Raw genomic sequence first — 888 nt, 5'->3', positions numbered from 1 at the left:
ACGTACTGACTTCCCCGGTCACTGTGGTGTATCAGCTGGTCGCCGTGGATTCGACCGGCAGTCGTTAATGCATGTTCCAGTGCCTCCATCGGCAGCGCATCGGTGCGCATCGTAGAGCGGGTGGCAACACCGACTATTTTGCGGCTGTAGACGTCAATGACAAACGCGGTGTACGCGAATCCTGACAGGGTGCGAACATAGGTAATGTCGGCGACCCACAGCCGCCCGGGTGCTGTTGCCCGGAAGTTTCGCTGCACAAGATCCGGACGATGATCCGGCATTTTAGGGCTGATCGTGGTCACCGGGGTGCGTCCACGTCGTCGACCAGACACACCTGCAAGTTTCATCAGGCGTGCGGTCTTGTCGCGGCCGATATGAAAGCCCTCACGGTTCATGGCGTGCCACATCTTGCGGATGCCGTAGACCGAGAAGTTTTCCGCATGGACGCGCTGAATCTCTGGGATAAGCAGGCTATCGCTTAAGGCCCTGGCGCTCGGGGCGCGGGTGGTGGCTTTACGGTAGCCGCGGGAGGTGATGAATCCACGGTCTGCTTGTTTCAGAACACGGCAGATGGCCTCGACCCCAAATTGCTCCTTGTACTCGTCGATATAGGAGATCATCTGGTCGTGGGTCGGTCGAGTTCCGCCGCGAAAAAAGCCGAGGCAGTCTTGAGGATTCCGTTGGCTCGCTTCAACTCGCGGTTTTCCCGGCGTAGCCGTTTGAGCTCTTCTTCCATGGTTTCGCCACCTGTTGGAGCGGCCTGCTCATGAGCGACGCTGTCACGGTACCAGGCGCGCAACGTGTGATGGGACACGCCAAGGAGCTCTCCGACTACCTCGTATGCACGTTGCCGTGAGCAAGACTCCAGACGGACCATCTCTAGGACTT

The 888-nt window shown here is 58.8% G+C and carries 1 pseudogene; it reads right to left on the bottom strand.

What is annotated here, in order from left to right:
• Positions 1-888, bottom strand: a pseudogene (locus QKE30_RS10790) (IS3 family transposase); the annotation flags it as partial.

Origin of the sequence: Corynebacterium sp. c24Ua_83 (genome assembly GCF_039907245.1) — a bacterium.
In the GTDB taxonomy this organism is placed as follows: Bacteria; Actinomycetota; Actinomycetes; order Mycobacteriales; family Mycobacteriaceae; genus Corynebacterium.
Note: the sequence above shows the minus strand (reverse complement) of the source record. Positions and strands in the feature narration are given on the sequence as shown.